This is a genomic window from Myxococcus sp. CA040A (assembly GCF_013336725.1).
Taxonomy (GTDB): Bacteria; Myxococcota; Myxococcia; order Myxococcales; family Myxococcaceae; genus Myxococcus; species Myxococcus llanfairpwllgwyngyllgogerychwyrndrobwllllantysiliogogogochensis.
Window position 1 is genome coordinate 606,012 of record NZ_JABUMR010000005.1, and the last position, 20,560, is coordinate 626,571.

The 20,560-nt window shown below is 67.3% G+C and carries 18 protein-coding genes; 9 read left to right on the forward strand and 9 right to left on the reverse strand.

Translation table 11 applies throughout. The annotated features are described in order from the left end of the window. The first annotated feature begins 46 nt into the window (after positions 1-46). Both HUA75_RS24395 and HUA75_RS24400 read left to right on the forward strand, forming a co-directional pair. Positions 47-625 carry a DUF4920 domain-containing protein gene (locus HUA75_RS24395; protein WP_174487741.1) on the forward strand — a complete coding sequence of 193 codons (579 nt, stop codon included), beginning with the start codon at positions 47-49 and terminating at the stop codon, positions 623-625. Positions 626-628: 3 nt separating this feature from the next. Then, the gene (locus HUA75_RS24400; protein ID WP_254627728.1) at positions 629-1,330 is read left to right on the forward strand and encodes a hypothetical protein; all 702 of its coding nucleotides are present in this window, start codon (positions 629-631) and stop codon (positions 1,328-1,330) included. A gap of 276 nt (positions 1,331-1,606) precedes the next feature. Here HUA75_RS24400 and HUA75_RS24405 read toward each other — a convergent pair whose 3' ends face one another. From HUA75_RS24405 to HUA75_RS24420, 4 genes are all read right to left on the reverse strand, one after another. Then, the gene (locus tag HUA75_RS24405) at positions 1,607-2,524 is read right to left on the reverse strand and encodes a hypothetical protein (protein ID WP_174487742.1); all 918 of its coding nucleotides are present in this window, start codon (positions 2,522-2,524) and stop codon (positions 1,607-1,609) included. 94 nt (positions 2,525-2,618) lie between these two features. After that, positions 2,619-4,163 carry a radical SAM protein gene (locus tag HUA75_RS24410; protein WP_174454815.1) on the reverse strand — a complete coding sequence of 515 codons (1,545 nt, stop codon included), beginning with the start codon at positions 4,161-4,163 and terminating at the stop codon, positions 2,619-2,621. Positions 4,164-4,300: 137 nt separating this feature from the next. Beyond that, a complete protein-coding gene (locus tag HUA75_RS24415; RefSeq protein WP_174487743.1) occupies positions 4,301-5,017 on the reverse strand; it encodes a hypothetical protein in 717 nt (238 codons plus the stop codon). A 36-nt stretch (positions 5,018-5,053) separates the two neighbouring features. Beyond that, on the reverse strand, positions 5,054-8,266 hold the full coding sequence (locus HUA75_RS24420; protein ID WP_174487744.1) for a TonB-dependent receptor: 3,213 nt from the start codon (positions 8,264-8,266) through the stop codon (positions 5,054-5,056). Between the two features lie 231 nt (positions 8,267-8,497). Between HUA75_RS24420 and HUA75_RS24425 the strand changes: the two genes are divergently transcribed. The 5 genes from HUA75_RS24425 (at position 8,498) to HUA75_RS24445 (ending at position 11,754) form a co-directional block, all read left to right on the forward strand. Continuing rightward, positions 8,498-9,250, forward strand: coding sequence for an energy transducer TonB (locus HUA75_RS24425; protein WP_174454812.1), 753 nt, complete (start codon positions 8,498-8,500; stop codon positions 9,248-9,250). A 68-nt stretch (positions 9,251-9,318) separates the two neighbouring features. Beyond that, positions 9,319-10,002, forward strand: coding sequence for a MotA/TolQ/ExbB proton channel family protein (locus HUA75_RS24430; protein ID WP_141647756.1), 684 nt, complete (start codon positions 9,319-9,321; stop codon positions 10,000-10,002). A 128-nt stretch (positions 10,003-10,130) separates the two neighbouring features. Beyond that, positions 10,131-10,544, forward strand: coding sequence for a biopolymer transporter ExbD (locus tag HUA75_RS24435; protein WP_141647757.1), 414 nt, complete (start codon positions 10,131-10,133; stop codon positions 10,542-10,544). Continuing rightward, positions 10,544-11,050: a biopolymer transporter ExbD gene (locus HUA75_RS24440; protein ID WP_174487745.1), complete on the forward strand. Its 507-nt coding sequence runs from the start codon at positions 10,544-10,546 to the stop codon at positions 11,048-11,050. Before HUA75_RS24435 ends, HUA75_RS24440 begins: the two co-directional genes overlap by 1 nt. An 80-nt stretch (positions 11,051-11,130) precedes the next feature. Continuing rightward, positions 11,131-11,754 (forward strand): DUF2378 family protein, encoded by a 624-nt coding sequence (locus HUA75_RS24445; protein ID WP_174487746.1) that lies wholly within the window; start codon positions 11,131-11,133, stop codon positions 11,752-11,754. Here the strand turns inward: HUA75_RS24445 and HUA75_RS24450 are convergent. After that, positions 11,655-12,245 (reverse strand): hypothetical protein, encoded by a 591-nt coding sequence (locus HUA75_RS24450; protein WP_254627729.1) that lies wholly within the window; start codon positions 12,243-12,245, stop codon positions 11,655-11,657. The genes HUA75_RS24445 and HUA75_RS24450 overlap by 100 nt on opposite strands. Positions 12,246-12,530: 285 nt before the next feature. Here HUA75_RS24450 and HUA75_RS24455 point away from each other — a divergent pair, with 285 nt between their 5' ends. Beyond that, entirely contained in the window at positions 12,531-14,159 is a 1,629-nt protein-coding gene (locus HUA75_RS24455) for a YifB family Mg chelatase-like AAA ATPase (RefSeq protein WP_174487748.1), read from the forward strand. A gap of 12 nt (positions 14,160-14,171) precedes the next feature. Here the strand turns inward: HUA75_RS24455 and HUA75_RS24460 are convergent, their stop codons facing one another. Next, complete coding sequence (locus HUA75_RS24460; protein WP_141647762.1) at positions 14,172-15,554, reverse strand: NAD(P)/FAD-dependent oxidoreductase; 1,383 nt, start codon at positions 15,552-15,554, stop codon at positions 14,172-14,174. A gap of 511 nt (positions 15,555-16,065) precedes the next feature. Between HUA75_RS24460 and recA the strand changes: the two genes are divergently transcribed. After that, the gene (recA, locus tag HUA75_RS24465) at positions 16,066-17,094 is read left to right on the forward strand and encodes a recombinase RecA (protein ID WP_174487749.1); all 1,029 of its coding nucleotides are present in this window, start codon (positions 16,066-16,068) and stop codon (positions 17,092-17,094) included. On the opposite strand, the gene HUA75_RS24470 is transcribed toward recA, so the two are convergent. Genes HUA75_RS24470 through HUA75_RS24480 form a run of 3 tightly spaced genes read right to left on the reverse strand, consistent with a single transcriptional unit; the run spans position 17,091 to position 20,378 of the window. Continuing rightward, positions 17,091-17,594, reverse strand: a complete 504-nt coding sequence (locus HUA75_RS24470; RefSeq protein ID WP_174487750.1) for a DUF1285 domain-containing protein — start codon at positions 17,592-17,594, stop codon at positions 17,091-17,093. The two genes, recA and HUA75_RS24470, sit on opposite strands and share 4 nt — an antisense overlap. A gap of 58 nt (positions 17,595-17,652) precedes the next feature. Next, positions 17,653-19,119 (reverse strand): hypothetical protein, encoded by a 1,467-nt coding sequence (locus HUA75_RS24475; RefSeq protein WP_174487751.1) that lies wholly within the window; start codon positions 19,117-19,119, stop codon positions 17,653-17,655. Continuing rightward, positions 19,116-20,378 (reverse strand): CinA family nicotinamide mononucleotide deamidase-related protein, encoded by a 1,263-nt coding sequence (locus tag HUA75_RS24480; RefSeq protein ID WP_174487752.1) that lies wholly within the window; start codon positions 20,376-20,378, stop codon positions 19,116-19,118. Before HUA75_RS24480 ends, HUA75_RS24475 begins: the two co-directional genes overlap by 4 nt. Between the last annotated feature and the right edge of the window lie 182 nt (positions 20,379-20,560).

The window sequence follows — 20,560 nt, forward strand, 5'->3', positions numbered from 1 at the left end:
GGCGCCGCCTTGCCGGGGCAACGAGTTTTGGCTAAGCGAGCGAGTCATGAACTCGCTCCGCACGTCCCTGATGCTGCTGGTCGCTGTTCCCCTGATTGCGTTCGCCGGCGACAAGACGCCCGCCAAGGACAAGGCTGCGGCGGCCGACTGTCACCACCCCGCCGAGGCCGCCAAGGCAGCGCCGAAGCCCCAGGCGACCGCCGCCGCGGCGCCTGCCGCCGCGCAGGAGAACTGGAAGCTCACCCGGGGCGAGGCGCTCAAGGGCGCATCTCCCGTGAAGCTCGCGGACCTGCTGGCGAAGCCCCAGCCCCATGACGGGAAGACGGTGCGGCTCGAGGGCACGGTGCGCAAGGCGTGCGAGAAGAAGGGCTGCTGGATGGAGCTGGCGACGGACCCCCAGGCCAAGGGGCCGGGCGTGCGCGTGACGTTCAAGGACTATGGCTTCTTCGTCCCGCTGGACTCGGCGGGCTCGCAGGCGCGCGTGGAGGGCGTGGTGAAGGTGGCGGAGCTGAGCGAGGGCCACGCGTCGCACTACGAGGCGGAAGGCGCCATCGTCCCGCGTGGCGCGGACGGCAAGCCGCGCGAGGTTCAGCTCGTCGCGACGGGCGTCGAGCTGCGCCGCTAGGACATGGCGCGCAGCTTCAGCATGAGGGGCGTGCAGGGCGCGGCGGACCGCGCCGTGCAACACGCTCGGACGTGGTTGCTGGAGACGGAGCCGGGCTCGCGCGTGCATGACGTGCAGTCAGACCCCCGCTTCCAGCACCGTGGCGTGGACCTCCTCTGGGAGCTGCCGACGGGAGAGGTGCGCGGCATCGAGGTGAAGGGCGACCGCAACGCCACCCGACGCCGCTACTTCTTCGAGCTGGTCTCCAACCTGGAGAAGGACACGCCGGGCTGCTTCCTCTACAGCGGCGCGGACCTCCTCGTGTACGTCTTCCTCTCGCAGGGAGAGCTGCACGTGATGCCCCTCAAGGCAGTGCGTGACTGGTTCCTGCCACGCGCGAAGGAGTACACGCTCAAGCACGCCTTCACCCAGACAGGCGCCATCCGCTACACGACGGTGGGCGCGGTGGTGCCCACGCGAGACGTCGTGGAAGGCGTGCCCCGGGTGCTCAAGATTCCGTTGAAGCGCTCGACGCCCCTGGCGACCCAGGAAGTCGCCGCGCTGGATTCACCTCCGACGACGGCGCTGACGGAGGGCGGCGGCGAGGCCTCCGCCGAGCAAGCGACCGCGCGGGCCGCGGAGGCCACGACCTCTCCCAAGAAGAAGGCGCGGCGGAAACAACCGGCGCGTCAGGCGCGGAGCACAGGCTCGAACACCGCCGAGTAGGGCCTCTCCAGGGCACATCGACGGTCGCGAGCTCGCCCGTTCGCCTGAGGGACTTCGCGGGGCAGTATGACGCGAGCAATTCCTCGTCGCATGCGCCTCGCGAGCCCACCACGTTCGCTGGAGGCGCCTCGCGGGGAAGTGCGCAGCGAGCGACTCCTCATCGCATGCGCCTCACCGTCTTCGCGTTCAGGGGCGCCTCTGGAAGCGCCGGTGGCGCGCCCTGCCCTTCTGGACGCGACGCGCGAGCACTCGCCCGCGCGCCGCCAGGTGCTGGCTTCAGCGCCCGTGACGGTGACGGGTGTGGCCGGGGTGGATGCGGTCGTGCTCCGCATTGAGGCGGTCGGCCGTGCGCACCAGGTCCAGCAGGGAGACGCGGTCGTTCTGCGCCTTGTAGACGTGCTCCAGACGGGGAACGAGGTCCAGCGCCAGGTGCAGGTCCTTGGTCGACTCGGCCCACTCCAGCAGCATGCGGCCAGCCGAAGCGGCGGGACCATTCGCCTTCAGGTGGATGAGGCCGTCCACGGCCAGAATCCGAGCGATGGGCGTACGCGCCGTGTCCTCGGTCAGCTTCACCAGGTCCGACACGGCCGCGTCCTGCTCGCCGCGCGCCGCGCGCACCATGGCGCGGGAGATGCCCTTGCGGTCCGGCAGGAAGAACTCCTCCAGGTCCGCGAACGACTCCGCGTGGTCCGGGTGGCCGGAGCGGGCGAGCGTCTCTGCGAGGCTGTCGAACAGCTCCGCGTCCTTCTCCGAGAACGGAGCCAGCGCCTCCTGCATGAAGCGCTCCTGGGGCCCGCCGTTGTCATCCACGGGAAGTCGCGCGCGCAGGCCGTTCATCTTCTCGAAGGCCGGAGCCACCGGAGCGTCCGCCGCGCCGTTGAGCAACTGGAGCAGCGACTTCATGAGCGAGGCGAGCGTATCCGTCAGCTCGTACGGCGCCACGCGGTCCGGCAGCCAGCGGCGCCACAACTCCACCGGCGCCGCCACCACGAAGTCCTTGAAGGGGCCCGTGCCCTTCCACTGGGCCTTCCACTGTTGGGCGATGCCCAGCGGGAAGGTCGTCTCCGAGAGCTTTCGGAAGTCCTCCTCGGCCACGGGAATACCGTAGTGACCGAGCGTTCCGACCAGGGCCTCCGTCGAGTACTCCTTCAGGCCCTTCTGCTGCCACGCCTTGTCCACACGCTGCGCGCTCACCTGGTTCTCCGCTGCCCCTGGGCGCCGGCCATCGGCGCATGCGGACTTCTAGCGGAAGCGGAGCCCGCAGTGCAGCGGCACTTGCACATCCCCGTCACGCGGCGGACGCGGGGGGCGCCATCTTCGGGACGGTGGGCCAATGGACGGGGTTGCGCCGCCCGTCCTCCACCCGACGCGCCAGATAGGGCTCACAGCCCCGGGCCTCGAAGGCCTTCTTCCAGGCCGCGAAGCTCCCCCCGGCACGCCAGGCGTCCATCGCCGCCAGCCCACCCTCCGGGCCACATTGGGCCAGCATGTACTCCACCCACGCCCACCGCGCGGAGGTGGGACGCACCTCGGCGCGTCCACGCAGGCCCTTGCGCAGCCTCTCCAGCCGGTTCTCGACCTCCTTGATGCCCGCGAAGGGTGCCCCGTCCAGTGGCGTGTTCCGCTTGGCCACGAAGGGTGCCACTCCCAACGCCACGGGAAGGATGCGAGACAGCTCCGCGGTGAAGCGGATCAACTCGTCGATGTCCTCGTCCCCTTCGAAGGGAAGCCCCACGACGTTGTAGACCTTGAGCTGCTTCATGCCCGCCGTGCGGGCGTACCCCGCCGCACGGACAATCTGTTCCTCCGAGTGCTTGCGGTCCACCATGTCCCGCATGCGCTGCGAGGCCCCGTCCGCCGCCACCGTCAGGTTGGTCGCCCCACCCCGGCGGAGCTGATCCACCAACTCCTGTGTCAGCCGATCCGCCCGGAGTGACGACACCCCGACTTCCTTCCCCGCGTCCACGAGCGTGCGGAGCAACTCGACGATACGCGGATGATCCGTCACCGCCGCGCCCACCAGGCCCACCCTCCGGGCGTGCGCGGGGATCAGCGACAGCACCCGCTCTGGAGGCACCGTGCGCATGCCCCCGTTCGTCGTGCGGCGCATGACGCAGTAGTGGCAGCCGCGCGAGCACCCCCGCTCCGGTTCGATGAGGAACATCGAGCGCAGCTCGGTATGCGGGGTGATGATCTGCGTGCGGGCAGGCAGCCGCGAATCCGTGGCCCGAGCCACGTGGTAGCGCTGGCCTCCGCGCCCCGGCACACGAAAGCCAGGGATGCGTGCCAGATGGTCCAGCAGGGCCTCGCGCTCCATCGTGGCCGCCGCCTCCACCAGCACGTGCATAAGGTCTTCCGCCTCGCCCTGGACCAGCACGTCCACGAAGGGCTCCAGCGGATCCGGGTTGGAGAACGTCAGGGGCCCTCCCGCCACCACCAGGGGATGGCGCCCATCCCGGCGCTCCTCCGCCAGCACAGGCAGCCCCGCCAACTCCAGCATCGTGAAGAACCCCGTCAGCTCCAGCTCATACGCCACGGAGAACGCCAGCATCGCGAAGCTGGAGACGGGAGCCTGGGACTCCCACGTGAACAACGGCGTCCGGGTGCGCTTGAACGCCTCCACGTCATCCGGAAGGAAGGCGCGCTCGGCGGTGGCACCCGGGTGCTCGTGAACCTCCCGGTAGATGGCCTGGAAGCCCAGCGAGCTCATCCCCACGTGGTAGGGGCTCGGGTAGCAGAGGGCCACGCGGAAGGGAGCCTCCTTGTAGAGGGTGCCTTCTTCGTCGTCCAACAGCGAGCGGACGTGGTGGATGAGTGAGTAACGGCCCTCCATGTTCCTCCAGACAGAAACAACCCTGACAGACAGGTACAGCCCATCAAACACCGCGGCCCCGTCAGTCCACTCCTTGAGGAGGGCTGGCGGGGCCGCGAGGCGCCACCTGTCAGGTGGCGCTGTTCAGCGTTGAACGACTACCTGAAGGACGGAATCTGCTTCGAAGGAACGCAGTACGACGCCGCCGGCGTCCCATCCGCGTTGAACCGAATCGTGAGGCACTCCGCCGCGAAATCGGGGTTCAGACCCGAGTCCGGACCGCAAGCAGTCGCATCCGACGGACTGCACGCAATCGCGGGCCACAGGGCACGCATGGTGTAGTTCGAGGCGCAACCATCCTTCGTGTACTTCAGCTCACCCTTCAGCTGGGTGCCGGGCGCGAACGGAGCCGCGTAGACATCCACGTTGGTGAATTCGTAGCGGAGCGTCGTCGCCGCGGCGGTGCTGGTCGCCGCTGCATTGACGGTGGCCGCCGACAGCGAGGGGGCCGCGCAGAAGTCCTTGTCATCAGGCTCCGTAGCGAGCGCACCCAGCGCCGTCTGCTCCGAGGGGGCCCCAGGATCCCGGCTCGCGATGCTCGCCAGGCCGTTGGGACGAATCGTGAGCAGCGAGTTGTTCAGGTTGTCCGGGTCATTGAACTTGAAGACGCCGAGCAACTCTCCAGGGGGAGCAACGATGGTGCAAGCACCACCACCGTTGACGAGGGTGGGGGAGTCCACCGCATCGTACTTGACCACCCAGTTGGCGTTGTCCTGCACGAAGCAGGGCGCCTCTGGCTGGTCGAAGTTGCAGCCCGTCAGCACGCTCGCCGTGCCAACAAGGACCATCGCAGCATTGAAAATGTTCTTGGTCATGTGACTTGAAATCCCGGTTCCGTGAGTGGCCAGAGACTAGAACGTGTACCGGACGCCAAGGCGCATCTGCCGCGGCGGCTGGTAGCTGGTCGGGTTCTTGAAGTTGGGGTTGACGTCTCCGTCCACGCTACCGAACGGCTCCGTGCGCTCCTCGCCTTCCTGCCACGTCACGTTGCCCGGCAGGTCGCTGGGCTTGCCGTTCGGGATCGGAGCGACGCTGAGCAGGGTGTACGTCTGGTCCACCGTGCTGACGCCCTGGAAGTTGAAGAGGTTGAAGACGTCGAGGGTGACGGAGATCACGCTGTCCTTGCTGACGCGGTAGTTGACGCCAATGTTGGAGTCAATGACGTTCAGCCAGGGCGTACGGCCACCCGCGCCACGGGGGAGGACGAAGGACTCGTCCGAACCGTAGAGAGCGTGCGCACCGAAGTAGTTGATCGGCGTGCCGGAGTTGCCGCGGTAGGACAGACCGATGCTCGCGGAGAGCTCGTTGGTGAAGTTGAACTCCTTCGCGCCGAACACCTTGATCTGGTGGGTACGGTCGAACGGGAGCAGACCCGTGCGGTTCGCCAGGAGGCTGATGAGGTCGAAGTCCGACAGGATGTTCGGGTCGAGCTGAGCCGTCTCCGGACGGAACAGACCGGGGTAGTTACCGTACAGACGGGACCAGGTGTAGTTCGCCTGGGCCAGCCAGCCGTCCGAGAACGTGCGGTTCAGGTAGACGGTGACGTTGTCGTAGTTACGCTCCGGCTTCGGGAACTCCTTGGCGAAGCCGCTGCCCGGGTTGCCGAGGAAGTACGAGCGACCGTCATCGCGGCTCATGTCCTCGATGACCATGTTCATGTCGCGGTGGGTGTAGCTGGCGCCCACGCGGGTGTTCGCGATGAGCTCGTACTCGCCGCCGACGACGATTTCGTCGGACGACTGGGGGTTGATGTCCGGGTCGATCGGCTCGTTCTCCACCTTGCCGCCCGTGAAGAGGCGGTTCGGGTTACGGCTGCTCTCCGGCTGACCGAGGACGTAGTTGGGATCCCGGCACTCCGTCTCCTGGCTCTCGCGGCTGGACGGGTCGCAACCACCCGACTCACCCGGCTCCACCATGGCGCGGCGGGCCTCGTAACGACGCTCACCCGGGAACGCGCGGTCGAGCATGTTCAGAGGAACCTGCTCGTAGTACCGGGCGAAGTTCACGAAGAACTTCGTGCGGCCGTTGGCGAACGGGTCGACGATGGCGCCGATACGGGGCGACCACTGGTTGCCGAGGATGAGGGCCAGATCGCCATCACCGCCGTACATCGCCTGCACGTCGTAGCGCACGCCGAGGTTCAGCGTGACGCGGTTGGCGATGGACCAGGAGTCCTGCAGGAAGCCACCGACCGTGGTGCTGGTGGTCTTCGACTGCTGGGTCAGCTGGGTGATGGGGCTGTCAGGGGACGCCTGGTAGCCGTAGCGGCGGTAGTCATGAACCGCGATGCTTCCCGTGTAGGGCTGCCCGTTGAGGGTCGCACCCGTGTACGGGAAATTCTCCTGGAAGTACACGCCACCGCCATACGCCTTGAGCTGGTCGTACGACAGGAACTCGGTGTCGACACCGGCCTTCAGCACGTGGGTGCCGAGCGCGTTCAGCAGGTACGTGGCCTTCGCGTTGATCTGGTAGCGGTCCAGCTTCGCGTCGGACATCAAGCCGGGACCACCCAGCGTGTAACCTCTCACGGGGCAACGCTCGACCGAGACCGGGTCGCCGTTCTCGTCGACCGTCTCCAGCGGATCGCACGCCGATTCCTGGCCCGCGGGCAGGTTCTCGAACACCGTCAGCCGGCGCTCGAAGTTGTAGAGCATGCGGGAGTAGCCCGCGAGGCCCTGCGACGAGCCGATCTTGCTGCCGTCCGCCGGAAGGGTGGACGCCGTCTGGTGGAACCAGCCGAGGTTCGCGTCGACCAGGACCTTCTTGTCCATGAACGCGCCCGCGTACTTCAGGGCCAGCGACGTGGCGTTCGCGTTGGTCTCCGTGAAGGCGAAGTCGCCCGGGCGGGAGGCCAGCGCGCCCGGCAGACCACCGGACTGCGGGTTGATGCTCAGCTTGCCCATGCCACCGGTCGTCGTCGGGGTGCCGTTGAGGGCGATCGAGACGTTGTGGTCCTGGTTGATGAGGTACGTCAACTTGCCCATGTACTGCACGGTCCGGGTGTCGGCGTAGTACTGACGGTCAGAGCCCGCGATGGGGTCGACGACGGTGAAGCCCTCGTCGTTGGTCACCGAGGTGCCGTCCGCGTTCAGCCGGATGGCGTTCAGCGTGCGGGTGTGCTGGTAGCGCGTGAACGACGGCGCGAAACCGGCGAAGAACCACAGCTTGTCCTTGAGGATCGGGCCACCGAGGGTCGCGCCGAAGTCACCCAGGTTCTGCAGCTCGTTGAGGCCACTGATGACAGTGCCCTCTTCCTGGATCAGCTTGCGGGTGCCTTCGAAGGTTCCCGGCGTCCAGTTCGCGAACACGGAACCGTGGAACTCGTTGGAGCCAGACCGGGTCACCGCGTTGATGACACCGCCCGTGGAGCGACCGAACTCCGGCAGGTAACCGCCGGTGATGATGTTCACGTCCTGCACGAACTCGATGCTCATCGGGCTGGCGTTCACGCCGTAGGCGGGGTCGTTCGTGGACAGACCGTCCACCACGTACCCGTTCTCAGGCGAGGTCGCGCCGTTGATGGACACACCGTACTGGTCGTTCTGGGCGCCAGGCGCCAGCTCGGCCAGGGACTCGAAGGAGCGAGCTGCTCCTCCCTTGCCACCCGGACGGGCCACGGCGATGCGCTTGATGAACTCCTGATCCACGTTGACGCCCGTGGTCGTGGAGCCCACGTCGATGGTCGGCGGCGCGCCGACGATCTCCACCACTTCACCGAGGGACTCGGGGAGCAGCTCGACGTTGACGCGGATGGTGCGGTTCAGACGCAGCTGGACGTCAGAACGTGCGTACGGCTTGAACTGCTCTTTCTCGAACCGCAGGGTGTAAACACCAGGCGGCAGCTGGGGAATACGGTAGTTGCCCTGAGCGTCGGTAACCACGGTCTGCTCACCCTGAAGGTTGGGCGAGGTCGCGGTGACAACAACGTCAGGAACAGGCTGCCGGCTTTGAGCGTCGATGACAGTACCGATCATCGTGCTCGACTGCGCGAAAGCCGCCGATCCATAAAGCAGACCTGCGGCCAGGACAACTCCGGTTTCCCGGAGCACTCGGTTCAAGTGCATACCAGACCCCTCCAAGGTGGGCTGCAACCGAAAATGACTGGGGAAAATATCCGAGGTCAAGCAGTTGTCAATAGACCGTTGCTTTTTGGTAACCAGTGGGGCAATTGCGCGATCACGTCAGTTACCCTTGACCGTGCTTGCTTGAACCCGGAACGCGTTTCTGTATGGTAGCGCGCCCTTTCAGCCGGGCGGGGCGTGGTGGGTGTCCACTGGTGATGAGGAGTCTAGTACATGTTTGATTCAGTCCTTGACCGCGGTCAGGCGCCCAGAGCGCGGTTCGGCGTGGGGACCACCATCTCCGTGATCCTGCACGTCGCTTTGTTCGGCGTGGCCTACTTCCTGTCGACGAGGGAACCGGTCGAGGAGGAGAAGGAGATCGAGGTGACGCTGAAGGCCACCATGGCCCCGCCGCCTCCTCCCCCGCCGCCTCCTCCCCCGGCGGCGAGCACCAAGCCGAAGACGACGCCCAAGAAGCCCAAGAAGCCCGACACCATCGTCCAGCCCAAGGAGATCCCGAAAGAGGTCCCCAAGGAGGCCGAGCCGGCCGAAGAGCCGGAAGAGGCTCCCGAGGAGGCCAGCGAGGAGCAGGTCGAGGGTGGCGTCGAAGGCGGTGTCGCCGGCGGTGTGGTGGGCGGCGTCGTGGGTGGCGTGATTGGCGGCGTGGTCGGCGGGCAGCTGGGCGGGACGGGGACGGAAGTGCTGCCGTTCGGTGCGGGCATGACGCGTCCGGAGAAGGTCTCGGGCCCGCAGCCCGAGTACACGCGTGAGGCGCTCGAGTCCCGCGTGCAGGGCACGATGATCGTCAAGTGCGTCATCACCGTGGAAGGTCGAGTGGAGCGCTGCCGAATCATCAAGCCCCTGCCCCACATGGAACAGGCCGTCATGGACGCCCTGACCTCGTCACGCTACAAGCCCGTCACGTTCCAGGGCCGTCCGGTCCAGGTGGATTACACCTTCACCCTGAATCTGAAGCTTCCGCGCTGATCCGGGCGCGCCGTAGAGAAGCACCGCCGACCACCCCGCGCTCGTGAGGAGGAGCGCTTAATCAAGCCATGCAATTCACTCTCATCGATATTTGGCACCACACGGGCACCTTCGCCCGTATGATCATCTTCACCCTGGCCATCATGTCGGTGGCGTCCCTGGTCGTGATGGCGGAGCGGATGATCGTCTTCCGCAAGACCCGGTCCGACAGCCGCAACTTCGCCGCCAAGATGGGTGCCATCCTGGCGAAGGGCGACCTGACCACCGCGGCCAACACGAACCTGGGCAAGGACGTGGGTCACCTGGGTCGGGTGATCAACTCCGGCCTCACCGCGTACCGCATCAGCCCCAACAACAAGGACATCGCGGTGGAGTCGGTGGCGCGGGCGCTCGAGCGCCAGGCGCAGCGCGAGGTTCAGAGCATGAAGCGCGGCCTGGGCCTGCTGGCCACGGTCGGCTCCACGGCTCCGTTCGTGGGTCTGCTCGGCACGACGATGGGTATCGTCAACGCCTTCCAGCTCATGGCGGCTGCCGGCTCCGGCGGTCTGGGCACCATCTCGGCCGGTATCGCCGAGGCGCTCATCACCACGGCCTTCGGTCTGTTGGTCGCCATCCCCGCGGTGATGGCCTACAACTTCCTGCAGGGCTGGGTGGATGCTCGCTCGGTGGACATCTCTGAGTCCTCCAACGAGTTCCTCGACGTGGTCGCCCGCCACATGGGCGGCGGCGCGCACTCCTCGCACGCGGCCTGAGCAGTCACCGGCGAGCCCGGGGACGACCCGAGGCCCGCCTCCCGACGTGAACGCGGCCCCTGAAATCTGGGGGCCTGCGACGCCACCCGGGACGGCGGGCTTCCACCACCTGGAAGCAGGTTAAACGCATGGGAATGTCAGCTGGCCCCAAGGGGGGCATCAAGAGCGAGATCAACGTCACGCCGCTGGTGGACGTGGTGTTGGTGCTCCTCATCATCTTCATGGTCGTCACTCCCATGCTCCAGCGCGGCAAGTCCGTGGAGCTGCCGAAGGCCACCGAAATCGAGAAGGAGAAGGGCAAGGACTCAGACCCTCTCTACGTCTCCATCACTCCGGACAAGAAGGTGTTCCTGGAGAATGACCAGGTGGACGAGCAGGCACTCCAGGATCGACTGACGCAGGAGCTGGCGAAGGACCCGGGCAAGAAGATCCTGCTCAAGGGCGACAACACCGTGAACGTGGGCGACGTGCGCAGGGTGCTGGACGTGGCCCGCAAGGCCAAGGCCAAGCAGATCGCGCTCGGCGTCGAGGAGAAGAAGTAATGGCGGGCCACAAGCAGCGTCAGTGGGTGAAGCCGCAAACGCCGCCCAACTCGGAGATCAACGTCACGCCGCTGGTGGACGTGGTGTTGGTGCTCCTCATCATCTTCATGGTCGTCACGCCCCTCCTGGAGAAGGACATCCTGGTGCGCGTGCCGGACACCGAGGTGGAGGATCAGCCGCCGCCGGAAAACCAAGATGACCAGCAGCTGGTGGTCCTGCTGGACAAGGATGGTGGCTACTCCATCAACACGGAGAAGGTGCCCACCGCCGACTACGTCAACCGGCTCAAGCGGATGCTCGCAGCGAAGAAGGCGGACGAGAAGGTCGTCTTCTTCATGGCGGACGACGCGACGAACTACGGCCGGCTCATCCTGGCCATGGATGGCGCGAAGGGCGCCGGCGCGAAGGTCCTCGCCATGGCGACCGAGCTGCCGTCGAACGCCATCATCCAGGGTACGCAGGTGGACACCGGCACTCCGGCGCCCGCTCCGACGCCGACTCCCTGAGAACCTCCGCCCGGAGCCCTACGCTCCGGGTTGGAGTCGCGGTTCACAATCAGAAGCTCGTCGGCTAGAGTTCACTCCTCATGGCTGACGAGCTTCTCGTCTTTGAACAGACCATCGAAGCCCTCTTCCTGCGCGCGCTGCACGGGCGGCTGACGCCCGCGTGCAAGAGTCGCCTGCGCCAGGCGGGGCTCGACGTGGACCAGAAGCTTCGTCCCGCCTACGCCTTCCCGTCGTGGATGGCCTTCCTGCGCATCGCCGCGGAAGAGCTCTTTCCCCAGGAAGCCATCGGCCCCGGTACATGGAAGCTCGGCGAGGCCTATATCGAGGGCTTCCGGGAGACCATGCTGGGCCGCGCGGTGCTGTCGCTGCTGCGCGTGCTGGGGCCTCGCCGGACGCTCATGCGGGCCACGCAGAACTTCCGGGCGGGCAACAACTACACCGAGTCGAAGCTGGTGGAACTCACCCCCACCCAGTTCGAGTTGTGGATGAACGAGGTGGGTGACTACCCGGACTTCACCGCCGGCATCATCCACGCGGGACTGCGGGTGGCCGGCGCACAGGACGTGAAGGTGGAGCCGTCCGGCTACGACGGCCACGCCTGCACCTACCGCATCAACTGGAAGGAGGCCTCGGTCTCCTCTGGCGTCGCGGGCAGCGGGGACTCCAAGGCCGCCATGAGGTCCGGGTCCATCAGCTCCCGGTAGATGAACTCGGCGATGAGCCCGGTCACCATCCAGATGGGCAGGATGTAGAGCGACGTCATCTCCCAGAAGATGGCGCCCGCGTCGGCGTAGTACCAGATGCGGTAGCCCGTGAGCCGCTCCAGCATCAGCCCACTGAAGGCCTCGAAGAGCAGGATGCCGACGCCGTAGACGACGGCTCGCAAGCTCGCGTGCTGATAGAGCATCCAGCGGTAGACGGGCTCCACGAAGCAGAAACACGCGACGCCGTAGATGAGGAACATCCAAAGCGAGCACTGGCCATAGGCCGTGATGTTGGGCGTGTTCCAGATGGCGTTGAGTCCCAGCCGGTCGTCCACCTGCCACTGGAACTGGAACAGCGTCCCGAGGATGGGCACGTCCCGGGAGATGCGCACCAGGTTGTAGAAGAAGATCTCCGAGCTGAGTCCCACCATGCCGTAGAGGCAGAAGCGGAACACCGCGAAGGCCACCTTCATCCGCTGGCCTCGCTTCATGTCAGCCCGACGGATACGGACCGGACGGCGCCGATGAATGACCTGCGACCCCATGCGCGTCATCTCCCCCATGCATTCCCCAGATACCCGCCAAGGTACCCAAGAGGCACCCGCCCTGGCTAGACCCACCTTCACTAATCCAGTGCATCTGGAATCGTGACGGGCGGGCCCGCGGGATGGGCATCCGCCTGGGGAGATTGGATTGGAGGGGCCGTCGCCTCGGGATGCCGTCGGTACGCGGGTTGCTCCGCGAAGGTCGCGACGTCTGAGGGAGAGGGCGGGGACATGCTGGCGAGGGTGCGGTCGGGGGCGTTGATGGGTATCGACGCGGTGGTGGTGGAGTGCGAGGTCGACATGGCGCTCGGGCTTCCCTATTTCAACGTAGTGGGGCTGCCAGAGGGCGCGGTGCGGGAGTCGAAGGTGCGCGTCGTGTCCGCGCTGAAGAACACGGGCTTCGAGCTGCCTCAGAAGCGCATCACCGTGAACCTGGCGCCCGCGGACTTGCGCAAGGACGGTGTGGCGTTCGAGCTGCCCATCGCCCTGGGCGTGCTGGCGGCGGCGAAGCTGCTCGAGGACGGGCCCCTGGCTCGCTACCTCTTCGGTGGAGAGCTGTCGCTGGACGGCTCGCTCAAGCCCATCAAGGGAGTGTTGCCACTCGCGGTGGCGGCGAGGGACCGGGGCTTCGAGGGAGTCATGGTGCCAGCGTCCAATGCGGCCGAAGCCGCGCTCGTCGAGGGACTGACGGTGCTCCCGGTGACGAGCCTGCGCGAAGCGGTGGACCACCTCGCGGGCACCCACGTCATCACGCCCTTCCGCCGCGAGGGCCCTTCCGCCGCCGCGCCGCAGGGGCGGCCCGAGCCCGACATGGCGGACGTGCGGGGACAACCCGAGCTCAAGCTCGCCCTGGAGCTGGCGGCCGCGGGTGGGCACAACGTGCTGATGTGCGGACCACCGGGCTCCGGCAAGACGATGCTCGCACGGCGCCTGCCCAGCATTCTTCCGGCGATGACCTTCACCGAGGCGCTCGAGGTGACGAAGGTCTATTCGGTGTTGGGGCTGCTCAACGCGGGACACTCACTGGTGCGAGCACGGCCCTTCCGCGCGCCGCACCACACCCTCTCCGATGCGGGCCTCGTCGGCGGAGGACCCCTGGCGCGCCCCGGCGAACTCTCCCTGGCGCACCACGGCGTGCTGTTCCTGGACGAGCTGCCGGAGTTCCGACGAAACGTGCTGGAGGTGCTGCGCCAACCGCTGGAGGAAGGGGTCATCCACCTCGCACGGGCGAACCAGAACATCAGTTATCCGTGTCAGGTGATGCTGGTGGCGGCGATGAACCCCTGCCCGTGCGGCTACTTCAACGTGCCGGGCCACACCTGCACGTGTCCCGAGCATCGGGTGTTCGACTACCACGCGCGAGTCAGCGGACCTCTTCTGGACCGTGTCGACATCACGCTGCAGACGCGCCCGGTGGAGTACCACCACCTGGCGCGCGCGGAGCCGAAGGAGACCACGAGCCGCCACCACCGGGAGCGCGTGGAGACCGCGCGGCAACGCCAACGGGAACGCTACCGTGACGAGCCCAGCGTGCACTGCAACGCCCAGCTTCCCTCACATCTGCTGCGACGCCATTGCGTCCTGAGCCCGCGAGCAGAGCGGATGCTCGAGCTGGCGGTGCGTCACCACGGCCTGTCCGCACGCGCGCATGACCGGCTGCTCAAGCTCGCCCTGACTCGGGCGGACCTGGAAGGACACGGGCGCATCGAGGACGTGGACATGCAGCTCGCCATTGACTGCAGGGCACTGGACCGGCGTGGGTGGCTGCACGCCAACACGCACGGCGGCACCCCGCCCTCCCGTTCCGGTTCCCGCTGGCCGGTGACTCCTTCCGGAACGGGGCCACCCGAGCGCCCCTAACGCGGCGGAGGCTCAGTGCGAGGACGGAGGAGCCAGCCCCCGCGAGGATGCGGCGCCGTGTGTCGAGGGCTCCGCGTCCGTCAGCAGTATCTGCTCGCCGCGGGTGGTCGAGCTCGGGAGACGGAGCTGATCCAACCGAGGCGCGGGGCCCGTGATGATGCGGGCCGACTTGTTGAACGTCAGATACGAGTAGGCCCAGTCGAGCATCACCGCCAGCTTGCTACGGAAGCCGATGAGGAACATCAGGTGGATGAAGAGCCAGGCCGACCAGGCGAGGAAGCCTGACTGCTTGAAGCGGCGGAAGGCGATTCCCACCGCGTGGCCACGACCAATCACCGCGTAGGAGCCCCTGTCCCAGTACTTGAACGGCACCATCGGCTGGCCCCGGAGCCGACGGACGATGTTGTGGGCCGCGTGCTTGCCTTCCTGCATCGCCGCGGGCGCGAGCCCCGGCACAGGCGTGCCATCCGCCTGTTTGAGCGAGGCGAGGTCTCCCACGACGAAGACATCCTCATGCCCCGGCACTGTCAGCTCGGGCGTCACGTTCACCCGGCCCGCGCGGTCCAGCGGAGCACCCAACGAACGCGCCACCGGCGAGGCGGCGACACCCGCGGCCCAGAGCACCGTGCGGGCCGCGATGTGTTCCGTGCCGATGTAGACGCCTGACTCGTCGATGTTCGTCACCCGAGCGCCCGTGCGGACCTCCACGCCCAGCTTCTCCAAAGTGCGACGGGCCTGCGCGGCGAGGTCGTCGGGATACACGGGCAGAACCTTGCCCAGCCCCTCGATGAGGATGATGCGCGCGTCGCGCGTGTCGATGTTCTTGAAGTCTCCCGTCAGGGAGCTCCGACTTATCTCCGCCAGCGAGCCCGCCATCTCCACGCCCGTGGGCCCCGCACCGATGATGACGAAGTTGAGCAGCGCCCGGCGGATGCTCGGGTCCGTCTCCCGCTCGGCCATCTCGTAGGCCAGCAGGACGCGACGCCGAATCTCCACCGCATCCTCGATGGACTTGAGGCCCGGGGCGAAAGGCGCCCAATGGTCATTGCCGAAATACGAGTGCGTCGCCCCCGTGGCGATGACGAGGTAGTCGTACTTCAGTTCGCCATCCGACAGCAGCACCCGCTTGCCCGCGGTGTCCACACCCGTCACGTCCGCCAGCACCACCGCCACGCCCTTGGGACCCAGGAGCCCGCGCAGGGGTGCGGCAATCTCGCTGGGACTCAACGTCGCCGTGGCCACCTGGTACAGCAGCGGCTGGAAGAGGTGGTGGTTGTGTCGGTCCACCAGCGTGATGCGGACAGGCGCCTTGACGAGCTGCCGCGCGGCACTGAGCCCGGCGAACCCTCCACCGAGGATGACCACATGAGGCAGGTCTTCGCGTTGGGTTTTCACGAGGGAAAGGTCATGCCGCCCCCTCCAAACTTCAACGCAAAGCGGCGTGCCCCCGACGAGCAACCGAGCGCCCCCCTGCTCCAGATGAATCGCGCGATAATGCGAGGCATTAAGCGAAAGACTGGGAGCCCCCACAGTCTCATCTGCAAGCCCATGCAGTCCCCGCTCACCGCGGCTTTCGCGGGGGGTGTAGGGCGACGCGCGTGTGGCTCTCCCGCGATGGCACCGCGACATCGGCGGTGCAATGGAGGTGTCCGCACCGGAGACGCGCGCCGAGCCTGTCGGGGCCGTGCTGAGTCACGGCCCGACTGAAGGACATGTGCGGGCTCGCCGCGCGCACCCTCCAACATCCGGGACACTCCACCGGCCTCGCGGACACCTCGTCACGCGCGCTCCAGGGGAGCACGCCCCGGCATGCACGTTGCTCATCCCCACGCCGATGCGTCCGTCACCTCCATCCGGAGGAGAAGGAACGCAGCACAGTCACAAGGACAGGGCGGCGAGGGTGTCGATGAGCAAGCTGACGGAGAAGCTGAAGGCAGTGGCGGCGGCGGTGGCATCCATCGAGAAGCAGTTCGGGCGAGGCTCGGTGATGACGCTGGGGGCTGACGCGCACGAACAGAAGGTCGCGGTGATTCCGACGGGCTCCGTGGGACTGGACCGGGCCCTCGGTGTGGGCGGCTATCCCCGAGGGCGCGTGGTGGAGGTGTTCGGCAACGAGTCGTCGGGCAAGACGACACTCACCCTGCATGCGATTGCGCAGGTCCAGGCGGCGGGAGGCGTGGCGGCCTTCATCGACGCGGAGCACGCGCTCGACATCCACTACGCGCGCAAGCTGGGTGTGCGCGTGGAGGAGTTGTTGGTCTCACAGCCGGATACCGGTGAGCAGGCGCTGGAAATCACCGAGCAACTCGTGCGCTCAGGAGCCGTGGACCTCATCATCGTGGACTCGGTGGCGGCGTTGGTGCCCCGCGCGGAAATCGAGGGGGAGATGGGAGACGCGCACATGGGCGTGCAGGCGAGGCTGATGAGCCAGGCCCTGCGCAAGCTCACGGGCGCGGTGAGTCGCTCGGGCACCTGCATCGTCTTCATCAATCAGATTCGCATGAAGATTGGGGTGATGTTCGGCAACCCGGAGACCACCACGGGCGGCAACGCCTTGAAATTCTACTCCTCGGTTCGGCTCGAGATTCGCCGCACGGGCAACATCAAGGACGGAGACGCCGTGGTGGGCTCGAGGGCCCGCGTGAAGGTGGTGAAGAACAAGGTCGCCCCGCCCTTCCAGGAAGCGGAGTTCGACCTGCTGTACGGCAGCGGAATCCACCGCACAGGCGAGGTGCTCGACCTGGGCGTGGCCTCGGGCCTCATCGACAAGGCCGGCAGCCACTTCAGCCTGCGGGGAGAGCGCATCGGACAGGGACGGGAACGCGCGGTGGAGTGGCTGCGTGAGCACCCCGACGCCCTGGAGACACTGGCCCGGGAACTGGTGGGTACGCCGCCCCTCCCCTGCCCCACCGCGCCCGTGGAGGCAGCGGCCTAGCCAGCCAGCTCATCCAGGGTGAGGGCCACGGGATAGCGACGCTCACCCGCGCACAACAGCAACCCACCCTCGGGAGCCAGCTCCAACAACTGGCCGAGTTGGTACTGCGCGTCCCGGGAGAAGCGCGCCTTGGCCCTGCCCTGCTTCACTCGACAGGTCAGGACGCCATCGGACTCCGCGGCCAGGGTGGAGAGGTCCAACACCTCGGCGGTGCGGTCACTCAACCGGATGGACACGCGCTCCTCCGGCGTGACGTCGACGGTCCGCACCTCGTACGCGGCATCCGCCACCTGCACGAAGCACCAGTCATTGCCGATGCGGAGCTGGTAGCGGCCCGTGTCGTCCAGGATGAGGGAAGCATTGAAGAGCTCGATGATTTTCGGATGTTCGATGGGCTCGTCGTCGTGCCACCAGCGCAGGCGGGCATCGAGGCGGATGCCGCTGTCCTCGCGGGTGTGCCAGCGCTTGCCGGCAGGAGGCTGTCCGGTGGGAGGTTGCATGGCCTCTTTCTATCTGCGCGCGGAGCCTGGGGGATTCAAGCCCTCGGGCTCCACTGCCCTACCAGTTCCGGACAAGCTCCGTGTAGCCCCGGAAGGCCACCGCGCCCCAGAAGTTCACCAGCACGCCCAGCGCCAGCGTCGCCAGCACCACGCGCTGGCGCAGGGACCAGCCGCCAATGGCGAAGAGCAGCAAGAGATAGGGCGTGTAGTCCAGACTGAAGCGGAAGCCGAACTGCATGTAACCCGTGTTCTGGTAGAAGAGCCCTGGCAGCGCGCACACGGCCACGGTGAGCCACAGCGGCCAGTGCAGGCGCGGTCTCAGCTTCGGAGTCAGCAGGAAGACGAGCAAGGGCAGCGTCAGCAACAACGTGAGCCCTCGGGGGTCATAGCCGAGCTTGAGCGGCGCCAGCGACAGCGACGGCCACTTGAGGAAGGCGGCCTCCAGGTTGCGCCCCAGGTATTCCCAGTGGAAGAGGCCCCACCGGTCGATGTCCACGTTGACGCGGTTGTTGAAGAGGAAGGCGTGGCCGAACTCGCTCAATCGGCCGAAGCGATACACGTTGTAGCCAGCGGCCAGCAGCCCCAGCGGTGCGGCGCCCAGCGCGAACAGGCCCACCTTCCGCGCCGCCGGCTTCCAGTTGCGCCCCAGGGCCTTGAGTTGCTCCAGCCGAGGCTCAGGGCCCGGGCACAGCGCCTCCAGCACGAAGAAGAGACCCGCGAAGAACAGCGGCGTGCGGGTGAGCGTCGCCATGGAGAAGAACACTCCGGCCAGAACAGGCCGGTGGGCACGCAGGGCGTTGCGCACGTAGAGGCAGGTGAGGGCCACGCCCATGACCTCGGCGCTGAACCACACCTCGCCACGTATCGCGCAGTAGAAGAACAACGTGCCGAAGGCGAGCGTGAGCGCGAGCACGATGTTCTCATCGCGGGTGCGCGCCGTTTCACCTTCCTTCGCCAGGAAGCGCAGCAGCGAATAGAAGAGCGCCACCGCCAACGCGCCAACGATGACGCCGAACGAGGTGTCGTTGAACTGGTACCCGTGCAGCGCGACGAAGGGCAGCATCGCCACGGCGGGGAAGGATGGGAAGCTCACGAACCAGCGGTCATCGGGAAGCGGCCGGCCCTCGCAGCGGACCTTCTCGCCACCCATCTGACGCACACAGGCCCAGTCCTCCAGATTGGGGAGGACCTGGGGGTCCACGTCCAGCCGCCCCTCCAACCACGACTGGGCCTGGTAGATGAAGTGCGGCGCCGCGCTCTGGCGCAGGAAGCGCTGGGAGCTGAAGCTCGAGAGCACGACGAACGCCACCACGAACAGCAGCACCTCCACGCGGTAGGCGGCGAACCACACGCGAAGCATGGCACCGGGCGCGCCTCCCGACAGCGAGGGCGCGCTCTGCGTGGAGGGGGCAGTGGCCTCCGCGGGCGACTCGGGAGCTGGGATGGCCGACTCCTCTGGGGCCGGGCCCGTCACACCGGGCTCGGGGGTGGATGGCTCTTGGCGCTTGGACTTGGAGCGACTCATGGGCGGGCGGCGGACAGCAGGTGCTGTCGCAGCATCTCCAGCGTGTGGGAGGCAGCGAAGAGCCGCACGCGCTCTCTGTCTCCGGAAAAGGACATGCGCTCACACCGGGTCACCAGGTCCGGGCCCGCGAGCGCGCAGTACACGGTGCCCACGGGGTCCTCGGGAGTTCCTCCCCCAGGCCCCGCGTACCCTGTCACGGACAAACCATATGTGGTGCCGCAGGCGGCACGCGCGCCCTCGGCCATGGCGATGGCCGTCTGGGAGGACACGGCGGAATGACGCTCGAGAATCTCGGGTGGAACACCCACCCATGCGGACTTCATCTTCTCCGAGTACACCACCGCCCCTCCGACGAAGACGGTGCTGGCTCCCGCCACCGCCGTGAGCCACTGGGCGATGAGGCCCCCCGTACAGCTCTCCGCCGTCGCCAGCGTGGCACCCGCGCGGCCCAGCACGTCCAGCAGCACCGGGGCGTACTCGTCCCCGTCCGCGCCGAAGACGCGGGCACCCAACACCCGTCGGCAGTCGACCTCGGCGGCCGCCAGCGCACCATCAGCCTCGGCCTGCGAGGGCGCCTCCGCCATCAGCTTGAGGTGGTTCTCCGGTGCGTGCGTTCGGAAGCCGAACACCACCCGGGGGTGGCTCGAAGCCAGGGGCGCCACGGCGAGGTCCATCTCCGACTCGGGAAGCCCCACCGTGCGCAACAGGCGGAAGGCACGGAAGACTCGACCGGGTCTGGCCTCCAGCTCCGCCTGGATGCGTGGCAGCACCTCTCCATCCAGCAGGGCGCGGAACTCGCGCGGCACGCCGGGCAGGAAGAACAGGCGACAACGTCCCAGCGTGAGGATGACGAGGGGCGCCGAGCCCACCAGATTGCGTACCGGCTCGCTGCCGCGAGGGATACGGGCCATGCGCAGCGCGCTCGGGTTGATGGGGAGACCCCGGGCCGCATAGCGCTCTTGCAGCCAGCCAAGCACCCGTGCGTCCTCCTCGAACGGGACACCCGCGGCGGCGGCGGCGCACTCCAGCGTGAAGTCGTCCGCGGTCGGTCCCAACCCGCCGGAGACCACCACCACCTCCGCCCGGGAAGACGCCTCCAGCAACGCCTGGGTGATGTCGGGGCGGACGTCGCCCACCAACACCACCCGCTCCACCTTGACGCCCAAATCGAAGAGACGGGCCTCCAGGTATGTGCTGTTCGTATCCGTGATGAGGCCGGTGACCAGCTCGTCACCAGTGCACAGCAACTCGACGCGCATGGGTCGCGCATCCTAGCGGCACCTGTCAGCCTCGGCACGGACGGAAGCATCTCCGCGCTCGCTCACCCGCCAGGACCGCGTCCGGACGCCCGCCTTCCCTCGGCGCGGGCTCGTGCCTGCTTCCTCGGTGCCGGGCACGTCTGCACGGCGAGGGCCGCCTTCGGGCGAGGTCTCGGCACTCG

Coding starts and splice junctions, on each gene's coding strand:
- HUA75_RS24470 (WP_174487750.1), bottom strand. CDS start 17,594: ATGCAACCTCCCACCGGACAGCCTCCTGCCGGCAAGCGCTGGCACACC.
- HUA75_RS24410 (WP_174454815.1), bottom strand. CDS start 4,163: ATGGAGGGCCGTTACTCACTCATCCACCACGTCCGCTCGCTGTTGGAC.
- HUA75_RS24440 (WP_174487745.1), top strand. CDS start 10,544: ATGGCGGGCCACAAGCAGCGTCAGTGGGTGAAGCCGCAAACGCCGCCC.
- HUA75_RS24475 (WP_174487751.1), bottom strand. CDS start 19,119: ATGAGTCGCTCCAAGTCCAAGCGCCAAGAGCCATCCACCCCCGAGCCC.
- HUA75_RS24400 (WP_254627728.1), top strand. CDS start 629: ATGGCGCGCAGCTTCAGCATGAGGGGCGTGCAGGGCGCGGCGGACCGC.
- HUA75_RS24445 (WP_174487746.1), top strand. CDS start 11,131: ATGGCTGACGAGCTTCTCGTCTTTGAACAGACCATCGAAGCCCTCTTC.
- recA (WP_174487749.1), top strand. CDS start 16,066: ATGAGCAAGCTGACGGAGAAGCTGAAGGCAGTGGCGGCGGCGGTGGCA.
- HUA75_RS24425 (WP_174454812.1), top strand. CDS start 8,498: ATGTTTGATTCAGTCCTTGACCGCGGTCAGGCGCCCAGAGCGCGGTTC.
- HUA75_RS24395 (WP_174487741.1), top strand. CDS start 47: ATGAACTCGCTCCGCACGTCCCTGATGCTGCTGGTCGCTGTTCCCCTG.
- HUA75_RS24480 (WP_174487752.1), bottom strand. CDS start 20,378: ATGCGCGTCGAGTTGCTGTGCACTGGTGACGAGCTGGTCACCGGCCTC.
- HUA75_RS24415 (WP_174487743.1), bottom strand. CDS start 5,017: ATGACCAAGAACATTTTCAATGCTGCGATGGTCCTTGTTGGCACGGCG.
- HUA75_RS24455 (WP_174487748.1), top strand. CDS start 12,531: ATGCTGGCGAGGGTGCGGTCGGGGGCGTTGATGGGTATCGACGCGGTG.
- HUA75_RS24420 (WP_174487744.1), bottom strand. CDS start 8,266: ATGCACTTGAACCGAGTGCTCCGGGAAACCGGAGTTGTCCTGGCCGCA.
- HUA75_RS24435 (WP_141647757.1), top strand. CDS start 10,131: ATGGGAATGTCAGCTGGCCCCAAGGGGGGCATCAAGAGCGAGATCAAC.
- HUA75_RS24430 (WP_141647756.1), top strand. CDS start 9,319: ATGCAATTCACTCTCATCGATATTTGGCACCACACGGGCACCTTCGCC.
- HUA75_RS24450 (WP_254627729.1), bottom strand. CDS start 12,245: ATGAAGCGAGGCCAGCGGATGAAGGTGGCCTTCGCGGTGTTCCGCTTC.